Source organism: Bradyrhizobium sp. LB13.1, from assembly GCF_054056815.1.
On record NZ_JBSRYQ010000001.1, the window covers coordinates 6,195,244 to 6,216,397 of the forward strand.

Genomic DNA, 21,154 nt, shown 5'->3' on the forward strand with positions numbered 1-21,154 from the left:
TGGGCGACACATACGCCAATTCCTAATTTCGGTAAAGCGGAATTTTGCGGGACGGGATTGACTCGCAGGCGAAACACCAAGCATCAAGGATGCCCGTCGTGACATCGTGCCGCCCCAGGCAACAGAACAGCCCTTGCTGAACCAGCGGTTATTTCGAAAGCTGCTTTTGAAACTCAGAATTTGCGCTAACCGCCCGAACAACATCCGCGAATTGCCGCGCATTTGGAGCGACAAGCTTGAGCCCTTGACGCTCAAGATTGGCCGCGAAGTTGGCGCCAAGGTCTTTCTTAAACGGATTTACATCTAAGACGAATTCAGGAATTAGACTCCGCAAAACACTCGGCGTGCTCAGCACACAGCACACCGACGGATCCACTTTACCGCCGCTTCGCGCCTCAATTTGAGCCCGCATGCGCGCCGACAACGTCCATGACAGGGGTGCCCGAAACTCGTGATCGAAGAGTTGGTAACCGTGCACGACCTTAAACCCTGCGGTCAACGCATCGGTCTGACGAAAACTGCGCGCCTCTCTCACAGCTTCAAACGTCGTGATCGGCGCAACGAGTTCTGATTGAGCGCCTCGCTCACCTTCCAACTGCAAAGCCGCATTCGAATGCCCAAAGGAAATCAGATGAAACTCGACGTTTTGCATCAGCAACTTCGTCTCCTCGGCATCTTTCAACTGCCTTATGATCTCACTCGCCGTGGCGATGCCGCTATTGTCCCAGAAGCCGCCGTCGATCAATTGAAGCCCTGTGGTTTCCCGCAATGTCGCGTCCGCGGCCGCAAACTTGTCGTCGGCGTACAAGACACCTGGTGGTGTCACATAGGGAAAACGTGCACTCAATATTGCCGCTGTCACGAGCGATAGTTGAAGATTGGGACGATATTCAAGAATATTGAAGTAGTTCGGACGTGAATATTCGCTCGCACGAATACCACTGACGACCATGCGCTGAACGATTCGCAGTTGCTCCTTATCGGTACCGGTTTGTGGCATGAATGCACTTAGCACCGGCGCGAACAAGCTCGAAAAAATAAACTTGGTCCGCTTATCCGTCATGTAGAGCTGCGAGAGCAGGATCGGCCTTCCGTAGTTCGCGCTGGTTGTATTGAGAAAGAGTGCCGGGGCAGCGCCTGACGCGGACCAGGACGAATAAAACTGCGTTGACGCATGATCATCATTTGGACCCGCCACATTGTCGATCGCGTTCTTGACAGCGATTTCGAGCGTACGTGCACGATCTGGCGCTAGATGCAGCTGTGGTATGAGGAGGCTTGGCGCATCAAAGAAGAGCCCTGTAGCGACGACGGGAGTTACCAGATCGAATTCAAAGAATTCGCGAACTGACTTCTCCAATTTACCGGTACCTGTCGGTTCGGTCGAGCAGTTCTCTCCGAGCGGTTCAGATCGACGTAGCAATTCATTGAAGATAGTCGCGCCGAGGCTCCCGCCGGAAACGCCGCTGATTGCGAAGACGTGATCCTTGAGCTTCGGGCAACTGTCATAGAGGCGGGCGAGGGAGAGCGCCGTGTGATAGGCGGCGTATTGACCACCGCCTTGGGCCGCCACGACGAAAATCGGATATTTCTGATCCTGTGCACCCGGTTTTCCGACAATACGACGCGCCCCCAGCCAATCGCGAAATGCAGGAGGGAGACTAGGAATGTCGCTTTTTTGAACCACGCTCTCGATTGCCGTAGGCGCTTCAGGCTTAACATCTCCCATAGGCACGATTGTGTGAGTAAATTCCGGTGACGAACCGCCGACTAATTGGCACACCAGAACAACGGTGATGAGCCAACCTGTAAATCCTCGAATGACTCCGTTGAGCCACACCAGAGCCTCGCCGATCAGCAATATACAAATCAGAAAAAGGAGGATGATTCCGACGCCGCCGACGAAGAAAGTGGCGGCAACCACATCGCGCCAAAGCCACGAATAAAGGGCGAGCGCACAGATGCCGGCCGACATCAAGACGACGATCGTTTTCCATACCTCGTCAAGGCGCGCAATTCTGTTTATCGGCACCAGAGTCATGAAAGCTTGAAAGACGGCGGTGAGTATGACCACAATGGCGGCCAGCCAAATCACCCATGTGCCACCCGCGGCCAAACGCGCGGCATCGATGAGCAGGTAGCTGAGCGCAACGGCCGGCGTGACAAGAATGATCAACCGCGCCAATCGCTCAATGACCGTTGTTGCCGGAGACAGCGCGACGCCATTCGCGCGCAAAATGACCCTGCGAAACAGCAGGATGGCGAAGATCACGTACAGCCCGATGCAAAGCAAGAATTGAGCGATCAGTCGCAGACCAAAATTGTCCTGCGCGAACTCCGCCGTGTATAAAAAGTAGTCCGATAGAGGAGAAAATCTTACAAGACGGTAGCTGACGTATATCGACAGGCAGGCCAACCAAACAACAAGCAGAAGGCTTCCTCGTCTCGGGTCAATGGTTGCTGGAAGCTGCATCATCTAGATCACTGCTTGATATGGAAAATGTTATCGATTGAAATCGGACTCCCTGCCCAATTCGCCACGGCACGGAGACCAAATTGGCCGGCTTGAAAATAACCTGGTGCAGTTTCGAGAATATAGTACAGCTGGACCTCGCAATCCAGAGATGCGTTCAAAAATAGTGCACGCGGAACGGCGCGGACAAAGCCGGATATTGGCCGGCGAATTCTTGCATGGCCAGATCCATAGCCTTTCAGACCGACGTTCCGCGTTGGCCCTACACCGGATCGAAAGCCCGGATCGGGGGCAGATTGCCGGTGAACTTCTCGACCTCGACCGTCGTGAGCTGGCCGGTACAGCCCTGCGCGAAGGACGAGGTACCGATGTCGCGGGTAAGAACGTTCGGGTTGCCGTGCACGCAGAGCGGCGCGTCGTCTTCGGGGTCCATCGGGTCGTACCAGGCGCCGGTCGGGAGCTGCACGATTCCCGGCGCGATGTCGTCGGTGACGTGGACCGCGGCGAGACAGGCGCCGCGTTCGTTGAACAGGCGGATGATGTCGCCGTCCTTGACAGCGCGCGCCTCGGCGTCGCGCGGATTCATGCGCGCGACCTCGCGGCCGCGATGTTTGGCGGCAAGCGAATGTCCGCCGAAATCGAGCTGGCTGTGCAGGCGCGTCACCGGCTGGTTGGCGACCAGGAAGCACGGCGCGCCCGGCGTCGGCATATCGGTCTTGTCGAGCCAGACCGGATGACCGGGACAATCCGCATCGCCATGGCCCGCGATCTTTTGCGAGAATATCTCGATGCGGCCGCTCGGCGTCGGCAGAGCGTGATTGACGGGATCGTCGCGGAAGCGGCGCAGCCGGCCGCCGTCGTCGGGCTGCTGCGGCACGACCAGGCTGCCGCGCTGCCAGAATTCTTCGAAGCTCGGGGCCTGCAAACCACGCGCTTCGAGCGAAGCACGGGTCGGCTCATAAAGATATTCCAGCCACTGACGTGACGTACGCCCCTCGGTGAAGGGTTCGCGCGCGCCGAGACGGTCGGCGAGATCGGCAAAGATCTCGTAGTCGTCACGCGCAAGGCCGAACGGCTCGGCGATCCGGTGCATCGCGACCATCAGGGGATCGTTGCTGGAGTAGCCAATGTCTTCGCGCTCGAGCGTCATCGTCGAGGGCAGCACGATATCGGCATGCCGCGCCGTAGCAGTCCAGGCGAGCTCGTGCACGACCAGCGTGTCGACTTTCGCAAACGCCTTGCGCAGGCGGTTGATATCCTGGTGGTGATGGAAGGGATTACCGCCAGCCCAGTAGACGAGGCGGATGTCCGGATAGGTGCGCGTCTCGCCGTTGTAGCGATAGGTGCTTCCAGGGTTGAGCAGCATGTCGGCGATGCGCGCCACCGGAATGAAATCGCGGACGCCATTGCGGCCCTGCCCCAGTGTCGGCCCCGGCACGTCGTTGACGCGGCGGCCGTAATAGCCGATCGCGCCTAACGAATAGGCGTAGCCGCCGCCGGGAAGGCCGATCTGGCCGAGCGCCGCCGCCAGCACCATGCCCATCCACACCGGCTGCTCGCCATGCTCGGCGCGCTGGAGCGAATGGGAGACGGTGATGAGCGCGCGCTTGCCGGCGAGCCGGCGCGCGAGCTGCCGAATCCTGTCCGCATCGACGCCGCAGATCGCTGCGGCCCATTCGGCGTCCTTGGCTTGGCCGTCGCTATCGCCAGTAAGATAGCGCAGGAAGACGGGCCAGCCCTCGGTGTAGCGATCGAGGAAACCCTGGTCGTGGAGGTTTTCCGCGACCAGGGTATGAACAATGCCGAGCATCAGCGCGGTGTCGGTGCCGGGCACGCATGTCATCCATTCGGCGCCGGCCTCGACAGGCAGGTCTTCACGCAACGGACTGACCAGGATGAACTCGCAGCCGCGCCGGTGCGCAGCCTCCATCGCGCCGCGCTCGACATGCTTGCTGATCGAACCGCCGGCGACCATCGAGTTCTTCAGCGCCATGCCGCCGAACGCCAGCACGATCTCGGTGTCGGCAGCGATCTGTTCCCAGGTGACATTGCGCTTGGTGATGTCCTCGTAGCCGCAAAGGATCTGCGGCAGCAGCACCGAGGACGCGCCGGAGGAATAGGAATTCACCGAACGCACATAGCCGCCCAAGGCGATGTTGAGGAAGCGATGCACCTGGCTCTGGGCGTGGTGGAAGCGGCCCGCGCTCGACCAGCCATAGGAGCCGCCGAACACCGCGCCGGGGCCGCGCGTGTCACGGATGCGTGCCAGTTCGTCGCCGAGCAGATCGAGCGCCTTCTCCCAGCTGACGGAGACGAATTCGTCGCGGCCGCGCCGATCGTCGGGACCGGGACCGCGTTCGAGCCAGCCGCGGCGGATCGCGGGTTGGGTGATGCGGGCCTGGTGGCGGAGCGCGCCGGGGGAAATTGTCGATGATGCCGTTCGGATCGGGATCACCCGCATAGGCCCTGACCTCGAGCCCGGCTTCGCTTTGCCGCGCCGAGAACACGCCCCAATGCGAAGTGTGCGGCTTGAAGCCGTCGGACAGGTCGAGGCCGGGGTCGGGGAAGCCAATCGTATCGTCCATCGTCTGATCCTTGTTCCGGGCGTGGCACGGTCCCGGCCCGTCCCGTGTCAATTCGGTTGGCAGTATAACGATCCGTTTCCCGATGTCGTCGGGATCAGGGTCGGCGGAAATGCCGGGCGCTCGTGCAAGGACGGCTTGGCGGACGTTCGAGGGAACGACCGGCGGCGATTTGTTGGCCAGTTTTCTACTTTTATTTTCAACGCCTTACCAAGCCTTATTCGAGCAGTGCAATTCGTCTTAGGAAGCACTGCGAAATCTCTTGCAACGACAGTGACATTGAAATGTGCGATATGCCGCCCATCCCACAGCAACATCGGTCTCATCATGATCAAGCGCGCGTCTTGCCCTACGAAGGTCTGCTCCACGAAGCGGTCGAGCATAATGGCGTGCTTTACATCGGTGGGATCGTCCCCGAGGACACGAGCCTCGATATGTCGGGCCAGGCGAACGACGTTCTCGGGCAGCTGGCGCAGCTACTGAAGACCCTCGGATCCGATCTGACCAACGTCTTGCAGGTGACCATCTACATGACCAGCCTCAAGGAGAAGGCAGAGTTCAATGCGGCCTGGAAGGCGCATTTTGCAGAAGCTCATCTGCCGGCGCGCGCCGCAATCGGCGTGGCCGATCTCGGTCCGGGCGTCAGACTCGAGATCACGGCCATCGCCGCTCGACAATAGTCGCGCACCAAGGCCCGAATTCGGATGACCTCAGCTGCGCGAGGCGTTCGATCTCGCGATCCGGAGCCCGAGCCAGCGCTGGTAGATTTCGCAATTCTATCCGCCCCTCTTAATCCGCCAATTCGATGAAGAGCGGCTGATGATCGGAAGCATCTGTCTTGCCATTGACATCGACGCCAAGGACACGGCCGGCCAAATCCTCCGTCACGAAAATAAAATCTCGGCAATCAGGTCCTGCTATCCATTGCGCGTGATCGTATAGCCCGCAGGTCGCCGACCGCTGCCGGTGTGGACGACGAGCTGTCCAGGCATCGCGATAGTTGAGGCCCGGCCGATTCGATCGATCGATCATGGCGTGCTGGGGATCGGCAACATCACAATTGAAATCGCCGCACATCAGGCTCGAAGCGGCGACCGTCTGGCTTTCATAGGGCTCGACGGGCCCTCCGGTCGGTGCCTTGGGACTGATCGATGCATCCTCTTGCAGGTCCAGCAAACGCTTGATCTGCGCCTCCCGCTGGGCGACCGAATAATATTCGAGATGCGTATTGACGATACGGATCGCACCAAATGGGGTCTGGACCGTTACTTCCAGCGCATGGCGCCGCATGCTGCGCACCGTGCCTGCGCCAGACCACGGCAGGATGTGGTTGTTGATCTGCACGACCGGCAGGCGCGATAGGGTCATGTTGCCGAAGCGATGCAGTTGGCCTGCCTGATCGACGGTTTCGATCGCAGGCCGAAATATCGCCATGTAGCCCGGCAGCAGCGCGGCGAGCTCTGCGCTCTGATCCCCTCCCCCGTCGTGCCTGGAGAAGTTCGAACTCACCTCCTGGAAGCAGAAGACGTCGGCATCCACCGTGTCCCTTGCGACCTCGACGATCCTCGCCAGATCAGTAACGCCGTCGCAACCCTTGCCGCACTGAATATTCCAGGTGAGAAGCCGCATCAACGAATTCCCGCGCGCATGAAGGATTGGACGAACTGCCGCTGGAAGAGCAGGAACGCGATCAGCAGCGGTGCCATGGTCATCACCGTTGCCGCCGTGATGACCGACCAGTCCACGCCGGTCTCCGGCGCGCCGAACACCGCAAGGCCCACGGTGAGCGGGCGCGCTTCGACAGAGTTCGTCACGATCAGCGGCCACAGGAAATTGTTCCAGTGGTAGCTGACCGACACGAGGCCGAATGCCACGTAGGTCGGACGCGCCAGCGGGACATAGACCCGCCAGAGAATCCCTAATGGTCCAGACCCTTCGACCCGGGCCGCATCGACGAGTTCCTGAGGGACGCTTTTAAAGGTCTGCCGAAGCAGGAAGATGCCGAAGGCGCTGGCGAGATAAGGCAACGCAATCGCAGGGATTGTGTCCAGCAGGCCGAGCTTGGCAATCGCGCGATAATTCTCGACGATCAGCACGTCGGGCATGATCATCAATTGTAACAAGACAAGCGCGAAGGCGATGCCGCTGCCCTTGAACTTGAAGCGTGCAAACGCATAGGCCGCCAGCGTCGACAGGATGAGTTGCCCGACCAGAACCAGCGTCACCAGCACAATCGTATTGAGATAGTAGCGGGCGAACGGCGCCTGCTTCCAGGCGCGGGCAAAGTTCTCCAGCGTCCAGGGTGCGGACAAGCTGAACGACGTTGCATAGGCGGCCGGGATGCAGTGCGCTCCAGAAGGCATAGGCCAGCGGCGCGAGCCAGATCAGCGCCAGAAGCCACGCGGCGACAGCCTCGATGGGATGTGTCCGGCCTCTCATTGATAGTGGATCCTGCGATCGAGATAGCCGAACTTGATCAGCGCGACGGCGCTCAGCAGCACCAGAAGCACCACCGTCAACGTCGCCGCGTAGGATGAATCCTGGAACGTGAAGGCGACTTCGTAGATGTAGTACAGCAACAGCGTGCTGGCGTTGTTAGGACCGCCCTTGGTCATGATGACGAGGTGATCGACCAGCTTGAACGAGTTGATGACCGCGTTGATCGCGACGAACAGAGTGGTCGGCATCAGCAGCGGGAACGTGATCCGGCGGAATGTGTACCATCGGCTCGCCCCCTCGATGGACGCAGCCTCTTCGAGATCCGGCGAGAGCTGCTGGAGGGCCGCGAGATAGAAGATCATGAAGAAGCCGGCTTCCTTCCAGATCACCATGACGATCAGGCAGCCCATGACCGTCGAGGGATCGCCGAGCCAATTCCAGCCGGCGAGGCCAAAGTTTCCGCGCAACTGATCGAGCAGCCCATAGTCCGGGGTGTAGAAGAACAGCCAGATGTTCGCGACCGCGATCATCGGCAGTACGGTCGGAGTAAAATAGGCCAAACGCAGAAAGCCGCGGCCGCGCATGTTGCGATTGACCCAGATCGCCATGACCAGCGCCAGCGCGATCGACGTCGGAACTGTGCCGAGCGCGAACCAGAAATTATTGACCAGCGCCTTCCGGAAGATCGGGTCGGCCACCATAGCCTGATAACTGTCGAGGCCGACAAAGACCTCGGTGCCGTTGCGGCGTGTGATGAACAGCGAATGCCGGACCGTCGCGAGGATCGGGTAATGGGTGAACGCGATCAACAGCACTGCCGCCGGCAACAGCAGCAGCCAGGCGTTCACGGCATTCCACCACGCCTGCGAGCCGGCGCGGCGCGGAGAAGCCTGTGATGAGGCGACGGTATCGGACATCCCTGTATCAGCGGGATGGCGGCGAGCCGCCATCCCGCCTTTTCCTTACTTGTAGGCGCGCAAGACGCGATCGGCCTGCTGCTGGGCTGCGGCGAGCGCCTCCTGCGGCTTCTGCGTGCCGGTGATCGCGGCTTGCACGGCATCGCCGACGAACTTGTAGATGCGGCCGTTCTCGTGGACGGAGAGTTCTGGCACCGCGTGCTCGAGCTGGTCGCGCGCGACGGTCGCTTGCGGGAAGCCCTTGGCATATTCCGTCATCGCACTGGTCTTGTAGGCGGCCGGGGACACAGCCACGTAGCCGGTCTTCATGCTCCATTCCGCTGCACGGTCTGGCGCCGTCATCCACTGGATGAACTTGACCGCTGCCTTCTGCTGCTCCGGGGACGCGCTTTTGAAGATATAGAAATTGCCCCCGCCGGTCGGCGATCCGCGCTGCTCCTTGGCCGGAAGCATGGCCACACCGAACTGGAATTTCGCGGCATCCTTGACCGCCGTCAGGTTGCCGGTGGTGTGCCACATCATGGCCGTCTTGCCTTCGAGGAAGTCGGTGCGCAGCGTAGCCCAGTCGATGCTGCCCGCCGGCGCCACGTTGTGCTTGCGCGACAGATCGACCCAGTAGTCCAGCGCGGCGACCGTCTTCGGTGCGGTCAGATACACCTCATTGCCGGGCTCGTTCATCATCTTCTGGCCGTTCTCGATGGCCAGCGCCTGCAGCATCCAGTAAGCGTAACCGGTCGAGGGAATTTCGACACCCCAGCGCGTGGTGTTTCCGGCACCGTCCTTCTTGACGAGCTTCTTCGACATCTCGACCAGTTCGTCCCAGGACGCCGGTGCCTTCTCCGGATCGAGGCCGGCTTCCTTGAAGGCCTCCTTGTTCCAGTACAGCACGATCGTCGAACGCTGGAACGGGATGCTCCAGGTCTTGCCGTCGATCTGCCCGTTCGCCATGAACGCCGGATAAAAATCCTTGAACCACGCCTTGTCGCTGACGAGGCCGTCGATCGGCACGATCGCGTTCTCATCCATGAGCGTGAACACGTCGGTGGACAGCAGCACCGACAATTGCGGCGGTTGGCCGCCCTTCATCGCTGTCATCGCCTTGGTCATCGTGTCCGTGTAGTTGCCGGCATAGACCGCCGTCACCTTGACGTCCGGATTGTCCTTCTCGAAGCGCGAGACCATGTCATCGATGATCTTGGTGACGGGGCCGCCGACCGCGACCGGATAGTACATCGTGAGGTCCACCGCTGCCGCCGGACGGGCGGCGCCCATGGACAGCGCAGCGAAAGCAGCTGCCATCAACATTGTTCGGCGCGCAAACATTCTGGTCTCCTTCGTTATCCGCCCTGACACCGCCGCCCTCATCGGTCGGATGCTGCCAGACGGCCCTCTTTGACAATGCTCTCCAACCGGACTTCCGTTGTCGAATCGAACCGGTGTTCGTAATCTGCATCCCAGGCAATCCGGATATCCTCGCCCGGTCGAACCTTGCTGAAGCCGTCAAGCCGCACCGAGATGGGCTGCCCACCCATCTCGCACAGCACGATGCTGTCCGCGCCGAGATGCTCGACGGCCTTGACGCGCACAACATGATCGCCGCCGGAGACGATGCGGATATGCTCCGGCCTGACGCCAATAAGCTTGTCGCCCTGATGCACGAGATTCATCGGCGGCGTGCCAATGAACCGTGCCGTGAACGCCGTTGCCGGACGATTGTAGAGTTCTTCCGGCGAGCCGTTCTGCTCGACGCGGCCGTCGCGCATCAGCACGACGCGGTCCGCCATCGTCATCGCCTCAGTCTGATCGTGGGTCACGTAGACCATGGTGATGCCGAGGCGCTGCTGCAGCGCGCGGATTTCCGTCCGCATCTCGTGCCGCAACTTGGCGTCCAGATTTGAAAGCGGCTCGTCCATGAGGCAGACGCGCGCCTCCGCGATAATAGCGCGGCCGAGCGCTACCCGCTGGCGTTGCCCGCCGGACAATTGCGACGGCTTGCGCTCCAGCAGACCACTGAGTCCGACGATGTCGGCGACGCGCCGGAGCCGCTCGTCCCGCTCTGCGCGAGACACGCGGCGCACGCGCAGTCCGAAGACGATGTTCTCGGCCACGCTTAGATGCGGAAACAGGGCGTAGGACTGGAAGACCATTGAGATCTTCCGTTGCGCCGGAGTGAGATGCGTAACATCGATGCCGCCAATAGTGATCGTGCCGACGGCGGCCTCCTCGAGGCCCGCGATCAATCGAAGCGTCGTCGACTTGCCGCATCCGGAGGGCCCGAGCAGCACCAGCAGCGAGCCTTCGTCGGCTGTCAGGCTGACGTCATCGACAGCGCGCATCGATCCCCAAAATTTGGAGACGTGGCTCAGCGTAATCGCTGACATGGTCTGTTCGCTCTCAAATGCCGGGTTCGGTGCCGGGCACCGGCGTGGCCATTCATACCGGCTTTGTCCTGCCCTCGCGGAGCAGCCAAAGGCTCCTCACCCCAAGCAGACCGATCCATGCCGTTCCTCCAGACCGCGCAACTTCATTGGCGCAGCAATTATTATGTTCATATGAACATAGTGTGACCCCATATGAAACAGAAAATTGCGTCCTAAGCGTTCAAATGATACTTTGGTTGGAACGGATCAATTATGCTCAAGACCTCCACCTCACGTCGAGCCCCCATACTAGAGATCGTGCGCGAGCAAGGCTTCGCCTCGATCGAGCAACTTGCGACGCGTTTTGAGGTGACGCAGCAGACCATTCGCCGTGTCGTGAATGCGCTCTGCGATCAAGGATTGCTCCGGCGAATCCACGGCGGTGTCAGCCTTCCCGTCCAGAACCAGAATTTGGCCTATGGAAGCCGGCAAGGTTTGAACGCCGTCGCCAAGCAGCGCATTGCGCATGCGACCGCCAGGTTCATTCCCGATGGAGCATCGCTGATGATCGGACTTGGCACGACGCCAGAATACGTTGCGCAGGCACTATCCCGTCGTCAGGATCTGCGCGTCATCACCAACAATCTGAACGTGGCTGCTGCATTCGCACAAAACCCTGAAGTCGAGATTACGATCGCCGGCGGCACCCTCCGCCCACTTGATCGGGATATTGTTGGCGAGGCCGCCGCGCGCTTCTTCGCGGGTTTTCGAGCCGACTACGGGATCTTCGGTGTCGGCGGCATCGATCAAGACGGCGCGCTGCTGGATTTTCATATGGACGAGGTTCAAGCACGTCAATCAATCGTCGCCAATTCGCGCACGGCGGTGCTCGTCGCTGACACGACCAAGTTCGGTCGCAACGCGACGGTGCGAGGCGGCCATCTCGACGATTGTCACCACCTCTTCACCGACGGCCCGTTGCCGCCAGCCTTTGGGCCGATCTCCACCAGATACGCCGATCGTATTCACGCAAGAGACTACACTCGCGAGGAATCCGAGCGGCTTGGCTACGATTGAACGGCACCGGCTGACGAACGCGTCCGTTTGCGTTACTTGAGCGAAGCCGCTCCCGCATCCTCGTTCCGCCGCTCGCCTTTAGAACTTCGTACGCCATCAAAACTCCCTTCCGGAAAGCTCCCTGGAAAGAGCTCCACGCGAAGCTCCTGGAGTTGCAAGGGGTGAAGTCGCCCTTCCCCGCGAGCCGGCATCCCATTCGCGACCGCGCACGTTACCTACCTAAAGCTGCAGTGCTCGGCATACTGCTCGATCGATCGTTCATCTGTATCGCTGGGGTCCATTGTACCGCGAAGTTCGGATCAACTCTGTCCATACGCAAGTTGGGCCCGCACTGACGGTGCGTCGGCCACGCTCGATTGTGCCGTTCGATCGTCTAAGTCGTGCCATGCCCGGCTCGAGGACTTCGCGCATGGCGCCTTGTCGATCTTATTTAGCAGGCTGCAGCACTCGCTCCTTGACGGGCCCCTTTGTCTGATCTGCCGACTGGGCCCTGCCCTGATCACCGGGCGGAAGTCCGAAGCCCTTCACCAATCCGAAGATCGCCGGGATCACGATCAGCGTCAGCAGCGTGGAGGAGATCATCCCGCCGATCATCGGCACCGCGATCCGCTGCATGATTTCGGAGCCGGTCCCGGTGCTCCACATGATCGGCAGCAGGCCCGCCATGATCGCGACCACAGTCATCATCTTGGGTCGGACGCGCTCCACCGCGCCCTCCATGACGGCGTCGTAGAGATCGCCGCGGGTCAGGGCCCGCCCCTCGGCGGCACGCCTCGCCGCAGTCTCCGCCAGCGCCTGGTTGAGGTAGATTAGCATGACAACGCCGGTCTCGGCTGCGACGCCGGCGAGCGCGATGAAGCCGACGGCGACGGCAACGGAGAGGTTGAAGCCCAGCCACCACATCAGCCAAAACCCGCCGACCAGCGCGAAAGGCAGCGAGAGCATGACGATCATCGTCTCGGTGATCGAGCGGAAGTTCAGGTAGAGTAGCAGGAAGATGATCATCATCGTCAGGGGAACGACGATCTTCAGCCGCGCGGTGGCCCGCTCCAGGTATTCGTACTGGCCGCTCCACATCACGTAGTAGCCGGCCGGAAACCGGATGCTGGCCTGCACGGCGGCTTTCGCGTCCGCGACGTAGCCCCCGAGGTCGCGGTCACGGATGTCGACGTAGACGTAGGTCGCGAGTTGCCCGTTCTCGGTCCGGATCGAGGTCGGCCCGCGCGCCGGCGCGACCTTCGCCACCTCGCCGAGCGGCACAGCGCCGCCGGCGGGCATCGGCACCAGCACGTCGTTGGCGATAGCCTGCGGATTGTCGCGCAGATCGCGCGGGTAGCGCATGTTGACGGTGAAGCGCTGCCGGCCTTCCACGGTGGTGGTCACCGTCTGCCCGCCCAGCGCCATAGCGATCGTGTCCTGCACGTCTTGGACCATGATGCCGTAACGCGCCAGCGCGGCCCGGTCCGGCGTGACCTCCAGATAGTAGCCGCCGATCCCGCGCTCGGCGTAGGCCGATGAGGTGCCCGGAACGGTTTTGAGGACCTGCTCGATCTGCTTGGCGAGCTTGTCGATCTCGACGAGATCCGTCCCGATCACCTTGACCCCGATAGGCGTCCTGATCCCCGTCGACAGCATGTCGATGCGCGCCTTGATCGGCATGGTCCAGGCGTTCGACACCCCGGGAAACTGCAGCGCCTTGTCCATCTCGGCGATGAGCCCGTCGATGGTCATGCCGGGGCGCCACTCTTCCTTTGGCTTGAGGTTGACAAGGGTTTCGAACATCTCGGACGGTGCCGGATCGGTGGCGGTCGCGGCGCGCCCTGCCTTGCCGTAGACCGAGGCGACTTCCGGAAAGGATCGAATGATTCGGTCCTGGGTCTGCATCAGTTCGCCGGCCTTGGTGACGGAGATGCCCGGCAGCGTGGTCGGCATGTAGAGCAACGTGCCTTCATTGAGGTTCGGCATGAACTCGGTGCCGAGCTGGCGCGCCGGCCAGATGCTCACGGCCAGCACCGCGAGCGCGAGCACGACCACCAGCGTCTTCGCCCGCATGACGCCTTTGATCACCGGGCGGTAGATCCAGATCAGGAACCGGTTGATCGGATTCCGGTGCTCCGGAACGATCCGCCCGCGCACGAAGATCACCATCAGCGCCGGCACCAACGTCACCGAGAGAAGCGCGGCGGCCGCCATCGAGAACGTCTTGGTGAACGCAAGCGGGCTGAACAGCCGCCCCTCCTGCGATTCGAGCGTGAAGATCGGCATGAACGACACGGTGATGATCAGCAGACTGAAGAACAGCGCCGGTCCGACCTCGGCCGCGGCGGCGATCAGGACGTCGATCCTGGACTTTCCCGGCTCGGCGCGTTCGAGGTGCTTGTGCGCGTTCTCGATCATGACGATGGCCGCATCGACCATGGCGCCGATCGCGATTGCGATGCCGCCGAGGCTCATGATGTTGGAGCCGAGGCCCAGCAGCTTCATGGCACCAAACGCCATCAAGATGCCGACCGGCAGCATCAGGATCGCGACAAGCGCGCTGCGCACGTGCAGCAGGAACACGATGCAGACCAGCGCGACAACGACACTTTCTTCGAACAGCGTGTGCTTGAGGGTGTCGATTGCCGCGTAGATCAGGTTGGAGCGATCGTAGACCGGGACGATCTCGACGGACTTCGGCAGACTCGAGGCGATCTCCCGGAAGCGCTTCTTGACGTTCTGGATCACCTCCAGAGCATTGAGGCCGAAGCGCTGCAGCACGATGCCGCTGGCGACCTCGCCCTCGCCGTTCAGCTCCGCTATGCCGCGCCGCTCGTCGGGGCCGAGTTCGACCCTTGCGACGTCGCGCAGCAGCACGGGCGTGCCGCCGGACGTCTTCAGCACGATGTCGCCGAGGTCGTTGATCGACTTGATGTAGCCCTTGCCGCGGATGACGTACTCGAATTCGGAGAGTTCGACCGTTCGCCCGCCGACGTCGGCGTTGCTGGCGCGGATGGCGTCACGCATCTTTTGCATGGTGATTCCCCGGTCGCGCATGCGCTGCGGATCGAGGATCACGTTGTACTGCTTGACGAACCCGCCGACGCTCGCGACTTCCGCGACGCCCTCGGCCTTGGCCAGCGCGAACTTCAGATTCCAGTCCTGGATGGTCCGCGTGTCGGCGAGGTTCAGCTCCTTCGACATCACCGCGTACTGGTAGACCCAGCCGACACCGGTCGCGTCGGGACCGATCGTGGGTGTGACACCGGCCGGCAGGCGCGCGCTGGCGCCATTGAGGAATTCCAGCACGCGCGAGCGCGCCCAATAGATGTCCGTGCCGTCCTCGAAGATCACGTACACGAACGAGACGCCGAAGAACGAGAAGCCGCGGACCACCTTCGATTTCGGGACCGTCAGCATCGCCGTCGTCAACGGATAGGTGACCTGGTCCTCGATCACCTGCGGCGCCTGGCCGGGGTACTCGGTGTAGACGATCACCTGGGTATCCGAGAGATCCGGGATGGCATCGAGCGGCAGATGCAGAAGCGCGTACAGTCCCGCCGCGGCGGCGAAGCCGGTCCCGAACAGGACCAGCAGCAGGTTGCGGGCGGACCAGGCGATGAGGCGTGCGATCATTGCTGCGCCCCTTCGGCAAAGCCCTTCAGGGCGGCCTTCAGGTTGCTTTCGGCATCGATCAGGAAATTCGCCGAGACCACCACGGCGTCGCTCTCCGCGAGGCCCTGCCGGATCTCCACGAAGCCGCCGCCCCGGTGGCCGAGCTTGACCTCGCGCGGCTCCAGCCGACCCTGCCCCTTGTCGATGAAAACGGCCTGCCGGCTCCCGGTGTCCATCACGGCGCTCTCCGGCACCGCGAGGACGGCCTCGCCGCTACCGGTGTCGATGTCGGCGTCGACGTACATGTCGTGCAGCAGGATCAGGTCCGGATTCTGCAGTTCAACGCGGACGCGCGCGGTCCGGGTCTCCTTGTTGATCTCGGGATAGATCACCTGGACCTGCCCAGTGAACTCCCGGCCCGGAAAGCTCCGCGCCTTCACCGCGACGGGCTGGCCCTTGGCGATCATGCCCAGATCGCGTTCGGCGACGTCGATCAGCGCCCAAACAAGGGAGTGGTCGGCGATCCGGAACAGGACGCCGCCGGGCTGCACGCGCATGCCTTCGATGGCATTGCGCTCCAGCACGATGCCGTCGCGCGGCGAAGTCCACTCGATCGAGGTCGGCACGGTCCGGCTCTTCTCGATGGCGGAGATCGCAGCATCGGGCACGTCCAGATTCATCAGGCGCTGCCGCGATCCACGGCCATACTGAACGTCGCCGCTGGTCGTCTTCGAGGTGATGGTGGTCAGGTACTCGGCCGCCGCGGAGGACACCGCGGGGCTGTAGACCTCCATCAGGGGCTGGCCCTTGGCAACATGCGATCCGGTGGTGACGTCGGCGACCTTAAGGATGAAGCTTTCCGCCCGCATTGCGATCACGGAAATCCGCCGCTCGTCGAGGGCGATCGTGCCCGGCGCCCTGACGACGGTCCGGATCACCCGCCTCGCTGCGGGCTCCGACTTGACGCCGGTACGCTGGATCTTCCCCGGGGAGAGCTTGACGGAGCCGTCGTCGCTGTCCTCGCCCTCGTAGACCGGGATGTAGTCCATCCCCATGGAATCTTTCTTCGGCGCCGGGGAGGTGTCCGGCAGGCCCATAGGATTGCGGTAGTATTTGATCCGTCGCGCTCCGGAATCGCCGGCCGTTGTCGCCGGCTGGTCGTCGTCGAAGCCGACGTCGGCGCCAGCGGGCACGGCGCGGTAATCCCGGCCGTCCGGCGTCTTTCTTGGCACAAGCGAGTAAGACGGCTTGCCGTCCGGATCCTGGTAGTAGATCGGGGCGCCGCTCTCCTCGGCCGCAGCGAGGCCGATCACGGCTCGAGCCGCCGGCCGCTGCGGGCCGGCGATGACGAATGCGATCCCGGCCGCCGCGATCAACGCGGCGACCAGGCTTGTGGCGATGGGGCGGATCATTTGTGCGCCGTGATGACGAGCTTGTTCTCGACGCTACCCCGTCTCGCCCTGGACCTTGGCGCCCAGCGAAAGCTGCCACCGTCCCGCCATGCCAAAGCTTGCCTTGAAGCGGTAGGTGCCGGGCTCGGTCCCGGGCATGGCCGTGACCTTGGTCGCCATCTCCTGCATCCCGTCGGGAGCCATGTCTAAACGGCTGGCGAAGATCACCGCCTCCGGCACCGGTTTGCCGGTCTTGGTGTTCACGAGCCTGACGGTGATGACCTTGTCGGGCCCGGCCTGGACCGACTGGTCGACGAGCTCGAACGTGTAGTCCTTGATGTCGGCCAATGCGGCCGTGCTTGTGCCGCCGATGGTCGCAGCGATCAACGCGGCCTGGACGGCCCGCGCGAAGGTAGACGTCTTCATGTTGTGTGTCCTCGATGTCCTGAATTCGCCGCCGAGGCGGCGTGCGTCATCCGGGCGCAAAGCGCACGGACGCAATCGGCGTCAAGCGCCGTTCAGGCCAGGATTCGAGGGGGTTGGTCGGGAGGTGGACGGATCAAACCGTCGCCGACCACGTCGTCCGCCACCGAGTGGGTGGTCCGGATTGCGTGCCGCAGCGGAAGGGCGGCGGCCTCAGAGGGTCCCGCCTGGGCCGTCTTCAACACGCACATTGCAACCAGCGGACAGTCTTGACAGTCCTTGCTCTTCTGCTCCTCCGGACAACAGGGCATGTCGGCCGACATGGACATGTTGGCCATCGCGGCCGATCGCGCGTGCGCAGCGGCGGCCGGCGTGATCAGAGGCGCCAGCATCAGGCCGAGGCTCACAAAGAGCGCGAGAGCGAGTTTGAGCAGTCGCCGCAAATGCATGGCACGACCATCCCACGGAAAGTGAAACTATGGAAGCCAGCCCGGTTCACATGTTCGCCAGCCAAACCTGCCGGATCTCAGCCGCAGCAGGACTCGCCGTCCTCATCGCCGGACTGGATCGACGGACACGGGATCGACCCGTAGCTGCAGAACACGCAGCAGCCGATCAAACGCGGGGTCAGCTAGGGCCAAACATTGGTAGGTGGACATCCAGTTTCAGCCGCGAACGTTCGCACGCAGACAATCCCTTGGCTCTCCAGTAGCGTCGGTCATGCTGGGCCGGGGAGCCGCTTTCCGCGAGGCGATCCAGCCGCCGACTATCGATAGTGTCGCCACGACAAGCGGCGCCACCGCGTGCCCGTACTCGCCGTGCAGTGTGACGGTCGCGAGCGCCGCCAACATCACGGTGCAGCCCAGCGCCGAGCCCCACAGCCGCGTTCGTGCCCGCACCAGCAGAACGGCGGTCGTGAGTTCTAGCGATCCGGTCACGAAATGGAACCAGTGTGGGTATCCCCACCGAAGATATTCCTCGTAGATGGACCCCGGGGCGAAGATGTTGCTGAGTGATCCCACGACGAAGAAAACGGCAAGCGCCAAGGCCGAGACATGGCTCCAGGAACTCTTTGACATTTGTCTATCCTTTTCTGATGTGGGCGCCGGAAAACCTGTGTGGCCGCCAAGAGAGGGGCGGCCGCGAAGCATTCATTCCGAAGGAGATGCGACTTTCCGGAGCAGGTTCGAAAGTCGCATCTCATCGCTGATCTGGACCTACGCCGTGGCGGTCTTCTGGGCCGCCGCGAAGACATCGCGGGGCAGCGTTGTGCCGGCGACGTGCTCCGTGCCCGCTACGCCGAGGTCCATCCAGCCCGCGTTGACGGCCTCAAACATCGCTTCAGCCGGTCCGGTTTGGCCCTTCGGGATGCCGAACTGCTCGAACGCTGCCGACCACTCGGCCCGCGGCACTGCGAACGCCCTGACTTCGCGCTGCATGACATCGCCCAGTTGCGCTGCGATTTCATCCGCGCTGACCATCGAACCAAGTTCGATGACGCGATGCCCCGACCACGCCGGCCCGGTCAGCAGCGTCGCCGCCTCGGCACCGATGTCGTTCGTCGCGGCCATGGTCGATTTCCGGTTGGTCGGATTGTAGTAGACGGGGAGCGTGCCGCCCTGGGCGGCGTGCAGGCCGTAAAGGAAATTTTCGAAAAACCCGCCAGCGCGCACGAAGGCGATCGGCGATGTCAGTTTGCGAAGGCTCTGCTCCAGCAACGACAGGGCGGTGATCATCCCCAACTCGCTGGTTCTGTTCGCACCCATCGACGAGAGCCCAATGACCCGCGGGGGCGCGGCCTTGGTCAGCGCCTCGACATAGTTCGCGATGACGCCCTTGGCTTCCCTAAAGTCCGGCGAGGGGGCCCAGACGGCCGGCAACATGACAAACGCGCCGTCGACGCCGTTGAGCGCCCGCTCGATGGTGGCCGCATTGTTCCAGTCGCCGTCGACCAGTTCCACGCCCTGGTCTGACCAGCTTGCCGCCTTCGCGCGGTCGCGAACCAGCGCGCGTACTTTCTTACCTTGGGCCAGCAGATGCCTGGCCGTTGCGCCGCCGACTTTTCCCGTGATTCCCGTGACTAGAAACATACGTATTCTCCCGGTGTTAAATGGTCTACGTTCTAGGGTAGGTCTCACATAGAGACCTGAGGTCTGCACCGTAAGGAGGCAGTTTTTTGTAACCAGGAGAGAAAAAGGAGACCGGCATGAGCGACGCATTGAGCGCGATCGAGCGATTCAGCCGATATCAATCGGACGACGCCCGGTCAGCAGAATCCGTACACTGCCCGGTGCGCGACGTACTCGACTGCATCGGCGATAAGTGGAGCATACTCATGATCATGACCCTCGCGACGCGACCGCAGCGCTTCAGCGAGCTTCATCGAGCCATCCGCGACATCTCGAAGCGCATGCTCACCCAGACGCTGCGCGACCTGGAGCGCGACGGACTTGTCACCCGCAATGTCTTTCCGACCAAACCACCGAGCGTTGAGTATTGCCTTTCCCCGCTAGGCCAATCCCTGCTGGAGCCGATGGCGAGCCTCGTCGATTGGGCCGATCGTCGTTATTCCGACATCCATGCCGCGCGCGTCCGCTTTGACGGAGCCCCCTGTGATGTCCCGCGCTAGTGATCTGGTGCAGAAGTTCGCATGGGGCGAACACCACGGTCTCGCTCGGCCTCTACAGCTGCTTTTGCGACATTTCGAGGCCATTGCTCTAGCAGTCTGCTGAAAAACCCCTCGCCAGGAAGGGGACTTGATGATTCACTTTATCATCTCGAATCGGCGGAGACGATCATGCGCGGCAGGTTTACGGATCAGGGCGGCCTGTTTTCGTACATCGCGCCGGATAAACGTGTGCCAGCGAACCATCCGCTGCGGAAGGTCCGGGAACTTGTCCGGGATGTTTTGAATGATTTGAACCGCAGCCTTGGAAAGCTATACGCCAGCGAGGGACGTCCTTCGATCCCTCCGGAGCAATTGCTGAGCGCCTTGCTGCTGCAGGTGTTCTACGGCATCCGCTCGGAACGCCAGCTGATGGAGCAACTGGACTACAATCTTTTGTATCGCTGGTTCGTGGGACTGTCGCCGGACGATCCGGTCTGGGACCCGACCACCTTTACCAAGAACCGGGAGCGGCTGCAGAACGGCGATGTGTTCACGAAGTTCATGACCAGGCTTCTGAACCATTCTCAGGTCAAGCCGCTATTGTCGGACGAGCATTTTTCGGTGGACGGAACGCTGATCGAAGCCTGGGCTTCGCAGAAGAGTTTTCGCCCCAAGGACGGCAGCGGCGACGATGATGACGGCGCCAACTTCCATGGCCAGAAACGCAAGAACGACACCCATGCGAGCACCAGTGACCCGGACAGCAGGCTTTATCGCAAGGCGGCCGGACGGGAGGCCAAGCTTTGCTATATGGGCCACGCCACCATGGAGAACCGGCATGGGCTGGCGGTGGCCGGCAGGGTCACGCATGCCAATGGCACCGCCGAACGCCGGGCTGCGGAGGTCATGCTGAAGGCGAGACGCAAAGCCGCAGGTCGCCGCATCACGGCTGGTGAGGACAAGGCATACGATACGGCCGATCATGTCGCCAACCTTCGCGCCATCGGCGTGACGCCGCATGTGACACAGAACCAGGCCATCACCAAAACCGGCAAGAACCGTAACAGCGCGATCGACGAACGAACCACGCGGCATCCGGGATACGGCATGTCGCAATCGCGCCGGGCGATGGTCGAGTGCATTTTCGGATGGGGCAAGCAGCATGGCACCATGCGCAAGACCAAACATCGGGGCATCGCTCGCGTCGCCGCCGACTTCCTGCTTAATCTGATCGCCTATAACCTGATCCGAATTCCCAAACTGATCGCCGCATAGCCACCCCGCGCCGGG

The 21,154-nt window shown here is 62.0% G+C and carries 14 protein-coding genes and 3 pseudogenes; 4 read left to right on the forward strand and 13 right to left on the reverse strand.

Features of this window, described 5'->3' with window-relative positions; all coding sequences use genetic code 11:
- Positions 1-148: 148 nt before the first annotated feature.
- Entirely contained in the window at positions 149-2,476 is a 2,328-nt protein-coding gene (locus ACVWYI_RS30095; protein WP_456663956.1) for a hypothetical protein, read from the reverse strand.
- Positions 2,477-2,735: 259 nt separating this feature from the next.
- Positions 2,736-5,058, reverse strand: a pseudogene (locus ACVWYI_RS30100) (molybdopterin guanine dinucleotide-containing S/N-oxide reductase).
- Between the two features lie 281 nt (positions 5,059-5,339).
- Here ACVWYI_RS30100 and ACVWYI_RS30105 point away from each other — a divergent pair.
- Positions 5,340-5,735 (forward strand): RidA family protein, encoded by a 396-nt coding sequence (locus tag ACVWYI_RS30105; protein WP_456663957.1) that lies wholly within the window; start codon positions 5,340-5,342, stop codon positions 5,733-5,735.
- Between the two features lie 109 nt (positions 5,736-5,844).
- Here the strand turns inward: ACVWYI_RS30105 and ACVWYI_RS30110 are convergent, their stop codons facing one another.
- The 5 genes and pseudogenes from ACVWYI_RS30110 to ACVWYI_RS30130 all read right to left on the reverse strand — a co-directional run bounded on the left by ACVWYI_RS30110 (position 5,845) and on the right by ACVWYI_RS30130 (position 10,792).
- Positions 5,845-6,684 (reverse strand): endonuclease/exonuclease/phosphatase family protein, encoded by an 840-nt coding sequence (locus tag ACVWYI_RS30110; protein WP_456663958.1) that lies wholly within the window; start codon positions 6,682-6,684, stop codon positions 5,845-5,847.
- Positions 6,684-7,494 (reverse strand): annotated as a pseudogene (locus tag ACVWYI_RS30115) (carbohydrate ABC transporter permease). The gene ACVWYI_RS30110 and the pseudogene ACVWYI_RS30115 overlap by 1 nt, the downstream one beginning before the upstream one ends.
- Complete coding sequence (locus tag ACVWYI_RS30120; protein WP_456663959.1) at positions 7,491-8,411, reverse strand: carbohydrate ABC transporter permease; 921 nt, start codon at positions 8,409-8,411, stop codon at positions 7,491-7,493. The pseudogene ACVWYI_RS30115 and the gene ACVWYI_RS30120 overlap by 4 nt, the downstream one beginning before the upstream one ends.
- Before the next feature lie 45 nt (positions 8,412-8,456).
- Positions 8,457-9,716, reverse strand: a complete 1,260-nt coding sequence (locus ACVWYI_RS30125) for an ABC transporter substrate-binding protein (protein WP_456664589.1) — start codon at positions 9,714-9,716, stop codon at positions 8,457-8,459.
- 56 nt (positions 9,717-9,772) lie between these two features.
- The gene (locus ACVWYI_RS30130) at positions 9,773-10,792 is read right to left on the reverse strand and encodes an ABC transporter ATP-binding protein (protein ID WP_456663960.1); all 1,020 of its coding nucleotides are present in this window, start codon (positions 10,790-10,792) and stop codon (positions 9,773-9,775) included.
- Positions 10,793-11,044: 252 nt separating this feature from the next.
- Between ACVWYI_RS30130 and ACVWYI_RS30135 the strand changes: the two genes are divergently transcribed.
- Complete coding sequence (locus tag ACVWYI_RS30135; protein ID WP_456663961.1) at positions 11,045-11,848, forward strand: DeoR/GlpR family DNA-binding transcription regulator; 804 nt, start codon at positions 11,045-11,047, stop codon at positions 11,846-11,848.
- A 426-nt stretch (positions 11,849-12,274) separates the two neighbouring features.
- On the opposite strand, the gene ACVWYI_RS30140 is transcribed toward ACVWYI_RS30135, so the two are convergent.
- From ACVWYI_RS30140 to ACVWYI_RS30165, 6 genes and pseudogenes are all read right to left on the reverse strand, one after another.
- A complete protein-coding gene (locus ACVWYI_RS30140; protein ID WP_456663962.1) occupies positions 12,275-15,463 on the reverse strand; it encodes an efflux RND transporter permease subunit in 3,189 nt (1,062 codons plus the stop codon).
- Positions 15,460-16,854, reverse strand: coding sequence for an efflux RND transporter periplasmic adaptor subunit (locus ACVWYI_RS30145; protein WP_456663963.1), 1,395 nt, complete (start codon positions 16,852-16,854; stop codon positions 15,460-15,462). The genes ACVWYI_RS30140 and ACVWYI_RS30145 overlap by 4 nt, the downstream gene beginning before the upstream one ends.
- Positions 16,851-17,259: pseudogene (locus ACVWYI_RS30150) on the reverse strand (FixH family protein). The gene ACVWYI_RS30145 and the pseudogene ACVWYI_RS30150 overlap by 4 nt, the downstream one beginning before the upstream one ends.
- Positions 17,260-17,351: 92 nt before the next feature.
- Positions 17,352-17,705, reverse strand: coding sequence for a hypothetical protein (locus ACVWYI_RS30155; RefSeq protein ID WP_354045344.1), 354 nt, complete (start codon positions 17,703-17,705; stop codon positions 17,352-17,354).
- A gap of 216 nt (positions 17,706-17,921) precedes the next feature.
- A complete protein-coding gene (locus ACVWYI_RS30160; RefSeq protein WP_456663964.1) occupies positions 17,922-18,335 on the reverse strand; it encodes a DoxX family protein in 414 nt (137 codons plus the stop codon).
- Positions 18,336-18,473: 138 nt separating this feature from the next.
- Positions 18,474-19,346 carry an NmrA family NAD(P)-binding protein gene (locus ACVWYI_RS30165; RefSeq protein ID WP_456663965.1) on the reverse strand — a complete coding sequence of 291 codons (873 nt, stop codon included), beginning with the start codon at positions 19,344-19,346 and terminating at the stop codon, positions 18,474-18,476.
- Positions 19,347-19,462: 116 nt separating this feature from the next.
- Here ACVWYI_RS30165 and ACVWYI_RS30170 point away from each other — a divergent pair, with 116 nt between their 5' ends.
- Complete coding sequence (locus ACVWYI_RS30170) at positions 19,463-19,885, forward strand: winged helix-turn-helix transcriptional regulator (RefSeq protein WP_354045350.1); 423 nt, start codon at positions 19,463-19,465, stop codon at positions 19,883-19,885.
- A gap of 168 nt (positions 19,886-20,053) precedes the next feature.
- Entirely contained in the window at positions 20,054-21,139 is a 1,086-nt protein-coding gene (locus tag ACVWYI_RS30175; protein WP_456663966.1) for an IS5 family transposase, read from the forward strand.
- Positions 21,140-21,154: the final 15 nt, after the last annotated feature.

Coding starts and splice junctions, on each gene's coding strand:
- ACVWYI_RS30160 (WP_456663964.1), bottom strand. CDS start 18,335: ATGTCAAAGAGTTCCTGGAGCCATGTCTCGGCCTTGGCGCTTGCCGTT.
- ACVWYI_RS30155 (WP_354045344.1), bottom strand. CDS start 17,705: ATGCATTTGCGGCGACTGCTCAAACTCGCTCTCGCGCTCTTTGTGAGC.
- ACVWYI_RS30105 (WP_456663957.1), top strand. CDS start 5,340: ATGTGCGATATGCCGCCCATCCCACAGCAACATCGGTCTCATCATGAT.
- ACVWYI_RS30120 (WP_456663959.1), bottom strand. CDS start 8,411: ATGTCCGATACCGTCGCCTCATCACAGGCTTCTCCGCGCCGCGCCGGC.
- ACVWYI_RS30170 (WP_354045350.1), top strand. CDS start 19,463: ATGAGCGACGCATTGAGCGCGATCGAGCGATTCAGCCGATATCAATCG.
- ACVWYI_RS30175 (WP_456663966.1), top strand. CDS start 20,054: ATGCGCGGCAGGTTTACGGATCAGGGCGGCCTGTTTTCGTACATCGCG.
- ACVWYI_RS30110 (WP_456663958.1), bottom strand. CDS start 6,684: ATGCGGCTTCTCACCTGGAATATTCAGTGCGGCAAGGGTTGCGACGGC.
- ACVWYI_RS30130 (WP_456663960.1), bottom strand. CDS start 10,792: ATGTCAGCGATTACGCTGAGCCACGTCTCCAAATTTTGGGGATCGATG.
- ACVWYI_RS30125 (WP_456664589.1), bottom strand. CDS start 9,716: ATGTTGATGGCAGCTGCTTTCGCTGCGCTGTCCATGGGCGCCGCCCGT.
- ACVWYI_RS30165 (WP_456663965.1), bottom strand. CDS start 19,346: ATGTTTCTAGTCACGGGAATCACGGGAAAAGTCGGCGGCGCAACGGCC.
- ACVWYI_RS30095 (WP_456663956.1), bottom strand. CDS start 2,476: ATGATGCAGCTTCCAGCAACCATTGACCCGAGACGAGGAAGCCTTCTG.
- ACVWYI_RS30135 (WP_456663961.1), top strand. CDS start 11,045: ATGCTCAAGACCTCCACCTCACGTCGAGCCCCCATACTAGAGATCGTG.
- ACVWYI_RS30140 (WP_456663962.1), bottom strand. CDS start 15,463: ATGATCGCACGCCTCATCGCCTGGTCCGCCCGCAACCTGCTGCTGGTC.
- ACVWYI_RS30145 (WP_456663963.1), bottom strand. CDS start 16,854: ATGATCCGCCCCATCGCCACAAGCCTGGTCGCCGCGTTGATCGCGGCG.